Source organism: Spirillospora sp. NPDC049652, assembly GCF_040675125.1.
Classification (GTDB): Bacteria; Actinomycetota; Actinomycetes; order Streptosporangiales; family Streptosporangiaceae; genus Spirillospora.
The window spans coordinates 1-8057 of record NZ_JBFAOF010000270.1 but is presented as its reverse complement, the minus strand read 5'-3'; the positions used below and the strand labels follow the sequence as shown (position 1 = coordinate 8057).

Below are 8057 nucleotides of genomic sequence, written 5' to 3'. Positions count from 1 at the left end.
GTCCGCAGTGCCCTGCGCTCCGACGACGCGCCGCTGGTCGAGGCCGCCCGGCAGGCGGCCCCGCTGAGCGGGTCGTCACTGCCGCGGGACGACGCCGAGCCGCAGGGCGACGACCAGCCGCAGGACGAGGTCCAGGCTTTCAATCCCGAGCTGGCCGCCACCGTGATCTGCAACGACTACCCGACGCTGTGGAACCGCGGAGCCTCGGTCCCGGCCCGGCTCCGGCAGTTCTCGGCCGGGCGTGCGGCGCTGCCCGAGCGAGCCTTCTGGCCGTTCGGGAAGCGGGCCTGGACCAGCATGAGCTACGACCAGGGGAACACGTGCGTGCGCTGGCCCGACCGCCATGGCCCGGGGCAGCCGACCGCAGGGCCGTTCCCCGACGTGCCCGTCCTGGTCACCTCCGGCGACCTCGACCCCAACACCCCGACTGAGACGGGTCGGCAGGCCGCGCGCCAGTTCCGCCACGCCACGGTCGTTGAGGTGCCCAACGTCGGCCATGTCGCCGAACACGAGCCCAGTGGCTGCGTCGCCGCGATCCAGACGGGCTTCATCCGCACGCTGCGGGTTCCCGACACCTCCTGCCTCGGGCACATCCCGCCCGTCGCCGTCCACGCGTAGACCCGGGCGACCGGTGCCGACAGCTCCTCCGACACGTGTTCACGTGGCTACGATGAGTACCAGTCGCCTGGTGTTGGAGGGCGGTTGGACGCTGACGAGATCGTCTCGGCCGAGGAGTTCGGGGCGTGCCTGCGGGAGCTGCGTGGAGACCTCACGCAGCAGGCCGTGGCCAGGCGATCGAACCTCGACCGGGCCGCGCTGACCCGCCAGCGCATCTCCACCATCGAGAACGGCGCGGTCCCGACGGCTCGGCAGCTCCGGTGCTACCTGCACGGATGCGGCAGGCTCGACCTCCTGGACGAGCTGGAGCCGGTGCGGCGGCGGATCGAGGCGTCGGCCCGTCCGGCGGGCGGCTCCGTCCGCCCGCAGGCGCCGGGGGGCGCGCATCACCTGGCGCCCCGTCGCCTGGTGCTCTCGGTGGTGGCCGCCGCCGGAACGACGGCCGCGGTCACCGGCGTCGCGGTGGCCCTGTTCATGGGCCGGTACACGAACGGCGGGACGTCCGAGGAGACGGCCACGCCGGGCGTCCCGAACTGCGCCGAGGGGAACGTCTGCTTCTGGCCGGAGCCGAACTTCCTCGGCCGGAAGATCACGCTGCCGCCGGACTACTTCAGCGACAGCAGGTGCCAGTCCCTGCCGTTCGTGGCGCGTTCGGTCCAGAACACCAGCAGGGAGCGGCAGCGGCTCTTCGCCGGGACGGGCTGCACGGGCCAGGTGACGATCCTGCAGCACCTCGACCGGGCCCCGCTGCCGTCCGTCGCGGTGCTGAGCTACCGGCACAGCTGACCCGCCGCCCGCGCACGCCGGTCCGCGGACGGCCGCGACGGAGGAGACCGCGGACGGCCGCGACGGAGGAGACCGCGAGCGAAGGCCGCCGCCCCGGTCGATCCGGGACGGCGGCCTTCGTGGTGGTTCAGTGAGCGTTCACCGAGGTCAATGGTGGCTGCCCCGACGGCCGTAGATGCCGGCGACCGCGACGACCCCGACCGCGGCCAGCACGACCTGAATGGCCAGTTCGACCCAGTCGATGCCGTTGGTGTCGGAGACACCGAGGCTCGCCGCGATGGCGGTGCCGATGAGGGCGGCGACCACGCCGATGACGGTCGTGAGCCAGATCGGGATGTGCTGCTTGCCCGGGACGACGAGTCGTCCCAGCGCGCCGATGATGAGACCGATGACGAGCGCGGTGATGATCCCGGTGACGTGCATGGTGTTCCTGCCTTCCTCTCGGACGCCACTGCTATACCTCCAGGCGGAACGAATACACATCAATCGGGATCAATCCGTGGATCACACCGCCCCGGAAGCGTTCGTCCGGGTGCCGGGCCACCGCCTCGTCGGCCGGAACCGGCACCGGAGGAGGCACCCGGGGAAGCACGCGGCGGGCACGCTCCGGCCAGATCAATTCGGCGTGCTCCCCTGGCCGTGGCCGCCTCGCGACGCATGATTGGTATGTGTCGGGGCGTCTGATAGCGGACCGGTATCGGCTGGAGCGGCTGCGCGGCAGGAGCATGTTCGCCGACCTCTGGTCGGCGCGTGACGAGGCGCGCGCCGACGCGGCGGTCACGGTGCGGGTGCTGCGGCCGCCGTACGCCGGCACCGCCTGGGCGGCGCGGATGTTCGAGGAGGAGACCAGGGTCCTGCGGCGCTGCCGGTCCCGGTTCGTGGTCACGGTCCTGGACGAGGGCGTCACCGCCGCCGGGCGGCCGTTCCGGGTGACCGAGCACGTCGTCCCGTTCTCCCGGAGCCTCCAGGAGACCGGCCCGGGCTGGGCCCCGGCGGCGCTCCGGCGAGCCGAGGCGGCGGCGCGAGCGGTCGCCGCCGTGCATCGCGCCGGGTACGGCGTCCTGTCGCTGACCGCGGAGCAGTTCGCGCGGCGGCCCGGGGAAAGCGATCTCCTGCTCTGCGACCTCGGCCTGGCCATCGCGTTGTCGCCCGGCCCCTACCGCCAGAGCACGCAGGTCACGCACGCCGACGGCGACTGGTTCCGGGGAAGCCCGGAGCTCCGGCGCCGCGACCTGTACGTGACACGGGCGCTGGCGCGGGAGTGGCTCATCGGCCTCGGCGCCCACGACTTCGCGGCGCCGTGGATCGCCGACCGGGTGTCGGCCGCGCTGACGATGGAGATCGACGAGGAACGGCGGCCGGTCGAGCGGTTCGCCGAAGCGCTCGCACTCGCGCGCGGCAGCCCCGGCGCGCGGCTCCGGGCGGCGCCACGCGCCACCGGCCGCTTCCTCGGGGCCGCCCTGGTGTGGCTGGCCGTCTTCCTCACGGTGCCGCTCTTGGCGCCCGTCTGGACTCTCAGCCAGTGGCTGGTCATCGCCCTCATGCTGCCGCTCCTCGGGCTCGGGTGGGCTCTTGGCCAACTGGGGCGCGGCGCGCGGTTCCTCTGGCGGACGATGCGCCGCCGCCACCTCCCGCCCAGTTCTCCGGGCGCGCGGCCGGAGAACTGGGCGGCGTCCTTCGGGACGCCCGGCGATCCCCCGGCCATCCCGCTCCAGGAGGGGTTCCGGTACGTCCACGAGCCGCTGTGGGAACGGCATCCCGGGCTTCCGGACCTCGGGCCGTCCGCCCTCACCGAGGCGCTGCGGGAACGCATCGCCTACTCGCACGGCGGAACGTTCCTCATCACGGGCTTCCGGGGCGTCGGCAAGACCACCATGATCCAGCGGGCGCTCAAGGCCCTGGAGGAGCGGCCGCCGGAGGGACGCCGCGTCCTGCCGGTCGTGCTGAGCGTCGCGCGGCCGATGACCACCGGGCACCTGCTGTTCGCGATGGTCCGGCGCGTGTTCGAGGCGCTGAACGAGAGCGGCGAGTTCGACCGCCTGCCCGAGGCGACCCGGCACCTGCTGCTGCTCACCTACATGCGCACCTCGCTGTCGTTCAAGGAGACCCGGTCGGACGCCACCGAACGCGGCGCGTCCGCCGAGGTCGGGCTGTCGGCGTCCGGGATGAAGGCGCTCGGCGCGTCCGGGCTGGCCCTTCCGAAACTGGGCATGTCGTCCAAGCGCACCCGGTCCCTCGCGACGGAGGCGGCCTTCCTCGCCTACTCGGAGACCGACGTCGAGTACGACATGATGCGGATCGTCCGGATCCTGTCCGAGCCGCGACCGGTGCGACGGCGGGGTCTCGTCCCCCGGTCGCCGCGCCGGAACGCGGGCGGGGACCTGCCGCTCAGCCTGGTCGTGGTGCTGGACGAGGTGGACAAGCTCACCTCGTCCAAGAAGGGCATGGCGGCGCTGGAACGGCTGCTGTCGGGCATGAAGAACGTCATCTCCATGCCGGGCGCCTACTACGTCGTCGTGGCGGGCCCCGACCTGCAGGACCGGGTGCTGCTCGACGTCGGGCGCGGCAACGGCGTCTACGAGAGCATCTTCGCGTGGCGGCTCTACGTCCCGTGCAGCTGGCGCGCCGCGCACGCGCTCGTCACGGGGCTCGTCCAGGACGGCGACGCCCCTTCCCTGCGGGAACCGCTGCGCCTGCTGTCGCTCTACCTCACGTTCAGGTCCCGCGGCGTGCTGCGCAAGCTGCTCCAGGAGGCGCACTCGTTCGTGCAGTGGCGGGACGACCGGCCGTTCCTGCGGTTCACCCCGGAGGACTGGGACCGCGTCCGGTTCTACGCGGGCCTGGAGGAGACCCTCGACGCCTTCTTCACCGCGACCGCCGGGCACGTCTTCCCATCCGAGATCGACCAGGACCGCTGGCGGCTCGGCGGCCACTACGTCACCGACTGGATCCTGCGCAGCGAGGGCCTGCCCTTCACCGCCGCCGACATCCAGAAGGCCGTGGACGACGGCGACTTCGACGCCCAGCTGCGCATCCGCCCCGCCGCCGTGGACCTGCTCCTGGAGCACCTCGCGGACGCCGGCGTGCTCACCGTCGTCCGCAGGGTGTCGGCGTCGGCGACCTTCCTCGCGGACGTCGCCGAGTCGCGCCTCACGTCCTACCGGCTCGCCGACGACGTCCGCCGCTCCCTGCGCGGCATCGCCAAGTCCAACCCGGACGAGCGCGCCGAGCTCAACGTCACGCTGTCCCCGCAGATGCGCTCCGGCGCGACGGTCGTCCCCACGCCGCCGGACCCGTCGCTGACGGGCATGATCGCCCGCCCGCCCGCGCCGCCCGTCGGCGCGGGCCACGGGCTGCGCACCATCGACGACCGGTACGAGCTGCGCCGCCTCATCGGCGAGGGCGGCATGAGCACCGTGTACGAGGGCTACGACACCATGCTCCAGCGGACGGTGGCGATCAAGCAGCTCCGCTCGGTCGTGGCCGACGACGCGCAGGCCCGGGAGCGGTTCCGGCGCGAGGCGGAGATCAGCCGGGGGCTGCGCCACCCGCACGTGGTCGCGGTCTACGACCTCGTCAGCGACGGGCCGTCGGTGTCGATCGTCATGGAGTACCTCGACGGGCCGTCGCTCGCCGAGTCGCTGGCGCTGCGGCGGCTCCCGCCGCACGAGGTCGTGTCGCTCGGGGCCTCGCTCGCCGGCACCCTGCAGTACCTCGCCGACCAGGGCCTGGCCCGGCTGGACGTCAAGCCGGGCAACGTCATCCTGGTCCCCGACCGCGGCCCGGTGATCATCGACCTCGGCATCGCCAAGGCCGTCAACGACCTGCGGCTCCTCGGCCGCCTCACCGAGACCGGCGTGATCATCGGCACGCCGCTCTACATGGCGCCCGAGCAGATCGAGGGCGCGCGGGAGATCGACATCCGCGCCGACGTCTTCGCCCTCGGCATGGTGCTGCTGGCCTGCCTCCTCGGCGAGCACCCCTACGCCCAGGATCCGCCGCTCACCGTCCTCGCGAACATCGTCGAGCGCACGATGGACGTCTCCGCCCTGCCCGTCTCCCCCGAACTGCGGGGCGTCCTCGCCAGGGCCCTCCACCGCGACCCGGCGAAGCGCTTCCAGCACCCCGCCGACCTGCGCCAGGCCCTGCTGGACGTGCCCGAGAGCGACGCATCGCAGCAGCCGCCCGCCCGCTGGACGGGACCCGACCGCGAACCGACGGTCATCCTCCCCCGCCCGGACCTCGGCCACCCGGACCCCGGCCAGCCGCGCCCCGGCCCTCCGGTCGACGCGCCAGACCAACCCACGGCCGTCCTTCGTCCGCCGCCGCTCGCGGCGGAGACGCGGCTGGAACGCGCTCGCCCGGCCGTCCCGGACGAGGTGCTCACGACGGCGCAGCTCGCGTCGCGCCTGTCCCTCACCCCGCGCAAGGTCCGCCAGCTCGCGAAGGACGGCGCCATCCCGTCCAGCCGCGAAGGCACCGCCTACCGGTTCTCCTGGGCAGCCGTCCGGGAGGCCCTCCGAACCGGCCAGCGGACGTCCTGAGACCGCCGCGGCCGGACGTCCGGGCCGGCGGCCTCAGGACAGAGCGGCGCAGGTCACCAGGTGACGAGCAGTTCGCGGGGACGGCGGACGATCCGCTCGGTGTTCCAGGGGATCTGGTCGGCGGGGAGGACCAGGCGCAGGTCCGGCAGGCGGGTGGTCAGCGTGGACAGGGCCACCTGCAGCTCCATCCTGGCCAGGGTCGCGCCCACGCAGCGGTGCAGGCCGAAGCCGAAGGCGAGATGCGGATTGTCGGCGCGGGCCAGCTCCAGGGTCTCGGGGTCGGGGAACACCGAGCCGTCGCGGTTGGCGGCCGAGAGCTCGATCAACACCTGCTCGCCCCGGTGCAGACCCACCCCGCCCACCTCCGTGTCCTCCAGCACGAAGCGGGGGAACGAGCCCTGGATGATCAGCGGGACGTACCGCAGGAGCTCCTCGACCGCCGTCGGGACTAGCTCGGGATGGTCGCGCAGCTTCTTGTAGTCGCCGCCGCGCAGCAGCAGGTACACGAAGTTCGGGATCTGCGAGGCGGTCGTCTCGTGCCCGGCGGCGAGCAGGGTGCGGACCAGGTTGACCATCTCGTCGCGGCTCAGCCCGTCGTCCTCGACCCGCGCGCGGACCAGCGCGCCGATGAGGTCGTCGGTCGCGTCGCCGGCGCGCCGGTCGGCCTGCTCGCCCAGGTACTCGTTCATCTCGGCGATGGCGGCCATGACCTCCTCGGGCGACCGCCCGCCCGTCTCGATCAGGGTGTCGGTCCAGGCGGTGAAGCGGGACCGGTCCGCGGCGGGCACGCCCAGCAGGTCGCAGATGACCTCGATCGGCAGCGCCAGCCCGAACGCCTCGAACAGGTCGGCGGGCGGGCCGTGCTCGACCATGGCGTCCACCAGGCGGTGGGCGATGCGCTCGGTGCCGGGGCGCAGCCGCTCGACCCGGCGGGGCGTGAAGGCGCGGTAGACGAAGCGCCGCAGGCGGGTGTGGTCCGGCGGGTCGGTGCTCACCATCGTCTGGATGGTGATGTCCACCGGGGTCGTGCGGGAGATGTCCTCCTCGGCGATCCCGGCGCGCCGGGGATCGCGGGCGAAGGCCGGGCTGCTGAGGACGTGCCGGGCGTCCTCGTACCGGGTGACCAGCCAGGCCGGGTCGCCGTAGGGCAGCCGGACCCGGACGGGCGCCCGCCCGCCCCGCACCTCGTCGAGCTGGGGGGCGGGCCGCAGGGCGTGGCCGTCGGGGAACGGGAACGCGGGAAGTTCGGGCATGGCGAATCCATCGGGGTGGTGCACCGCGGTGTCGGCCGAGGCCAAAAGTGAGGAATCGCGCAATCCAGAACATCCTCACGGTAGACGCGCCGTCCCCCCGCAACAAGGACAGCATTCTCTAACTCCCCCGCCCGGCGGGTCGCGCGTCACAGGGGGCGGACGGCCTGCTCGACGGTCTCGACGGCGGCGTCCACCGCGCCCCGCACGTCGCCGTCCGGCGGATACAGCAGGGACCGGCCGACGATCAGCCCGCGCACGTTCGGCGGCGACAGCGCGCGCCGCCACCGCTCCACGGCGGTCCGCCGGTCGCCCGAGACCTCGCCGCCGAGCAGCAGCGCGGGCAGCGTCGTGGCCGCCATCACGCGGTCCATCTCCGGGACGGCGGGCACCTTCAGCCAGGTCCGCGCGGAGGTGGCGCCCAGCGCGGACGCCACCGAGACCGCGCGGACCATCGCGTCCGGGGTGAGGACGTTGCGCAGCCGGCCGTCCTCGCGGCGCGCGCAGAACGGCTCCACGACCGCCATCAGCCCGTGCCGGGCCAGCTCCGTCACGGCTCGCGCGCACGCCTCCAGCGTCGGCGCGGTCGCCGGGTCGGACTCGTCGATCCGCAGCAGCATCTTGCCGCCGTCCAGCCGGGACGCCGCGACCGCCGCCGCGTCGTAGCCGGTGAACCGGTCGTCGGCCTCGAACACCGACCCGGCCAGGCCGCCCCGGTTCATCGAGCCGAGCACGACCATCCCGTCCAGGACGCCGAGGAGCAGCAGATCCTCGACCACGTCGGGAGTGCCGAGCACGCCGTCCACGCCGGGCCGCGACAGCGCCGCGCAGACCCGCGCCAGGTAGTCCGACCGGTCGG

The 8057-nt window shown here is 73.5% G+C and carries 6 protein-coding genes; 3 read left to right on the top strand and 3 right to left on the bottom strand.

Annotated features, from left to right (window positions below):
• Positions 1-618 (top strand): alpha/beta hydrolase (locus tag AB0J52_RS18765; protein WP_500182868.1); only part of this gene is annotated, 618 nt, incomplete at its 5' end.
• Between the two features lie 84 nt (positions 619-702).
• On the top strand, positions 703-1404 hold the full coding sequence (locus AB0J52_RS18760) for a peptidase inhibitor family I36 protein (RefSeq protein WP_500182867.1): 702 nt from the start codon (positions 703-705) through the stop codon (positions 1402-1404).
• 147 nt (positions 1405-1551) lie between these two features.
• Here the strand turns inward: AB0J52_RS18760 and AB0J52_RS18755 are convergent, their stop codons facing one another.
• Entirely contained in the window at positions 1552-1827 is a 276-nt protein-coding gene (locus AB0J52_RS18755; protein ID WP_500182866.1) for a GlsB/YeaQ/YmgE family stress response membrane protein, read from the bottom strand.
• A gap of 245 nt (positions 1828-2072) precedes the next feature.
• Between AB0J52_RS18755 and AB0J52_RS18750 the strand changes: the two genes are divergently transcribed.
• A complete protein-coding gene (locus AB0J52_RS18750; protein WP_500182865.1) occupies positions 2073-5948 on the top strand; it encodes a protein kinase domain-containing protein in 3876 nt (1291 codons plus the stop codon).
• A 53-nt stretch (positions 5949-6001) separates the two neighbouring features.
• Here AB0J52_RS18750 and AB0J52_RS18745 read toward each other — a convergent pair whose 3' ends face one another.
• Positions 6002-7201: a cytochrome P450 gene (locus tag AB0J52_RS18745; protein ID WP_500182864.1), complete on the bottom strand. Its 1200-nt coding sequence runs from the start codon at positions 7199-7201 to the stop codon at positions 6002-6004.
• 146 nt (positions 7202-7347) lie between these two features.
• Positions 7348-8057, bottom strand: a 710-nt coding sequence (locus tag AB0J52_RS18740; protein WP_500182863.1) for a Cgl0159 family (beta/alpha)8-fold protein, incomplete at its 5' end; no start/stop codon positions are given.

Bases quoted from the DNA above. Each gene is read 5' to 3' on its own strand.
- AB0J52_RS18755 (WP_500182866.1), bottom strand. From the start codon at position 1,827: ATGCACGTCACCGGGATCATCACCGCGCTCGTCATCGGTCTCATCATC.
- AB0J52_RS18745 (WP_500182864.1), bottom strand. From the start codon at position 7,201: ATGCCCGAACTTCCCGCGTTCCCGTTCCCCGACGGCCACGCCCTGCGG.